This window comes from Escherichia sp. KCJ4928 (genome assembly GCF_004352695.1).
Classification (GTDB): Bacteria; Pseudomonadota; Gammaproteobacteria; order Enterobacterales; family Enterobacteriaceae; genus ECMA0423.
In genome coordinates this window covers 1-255 of record NZ_SJWV01000798.1, presented here as the reverse complement: position 1 = coordinate 255, position 255 = coordinate 1, and the positions used below count along the sequence as shown (strand labels likewise).

Genomic DNA, 255 nt, shown 5'->3' with positions numbered 1-255 from the left:
ATATCCGCGATAATTTTCGTGGCGGGGTTACGTCTGAAGACAGTCATATCAATGTTTCTTCATCTTCAGTCCTGTTCTCAGATGCATCGTCATTTATAAACAGCTCCCTGAATATTCATAAAGGAGGAGCGCTGACCGCTCAGGGAGGGCTGTTTACAAGTGGAAGCATTGATATTGGTGACGCTTCCCTTCTGCTTACCGGTACACCAGTGAATTCAGATGATGCTGCTTTTTTACCGACCATCAATATGGCTG

At 45.1% G+C, this 255-nt stretch carries 1 protein-coding gene; it reads left to right on the top strand.

Features of this window, described 5'->3' with window-relative positions; all coding sequences use genetic code 11:
- On the top strand, positions 1–255 hold a 255-nt coding region (locus E0D98_RS26835; protein ID WP_165941094.1), incomplete at both ends, for a hypothetical protein.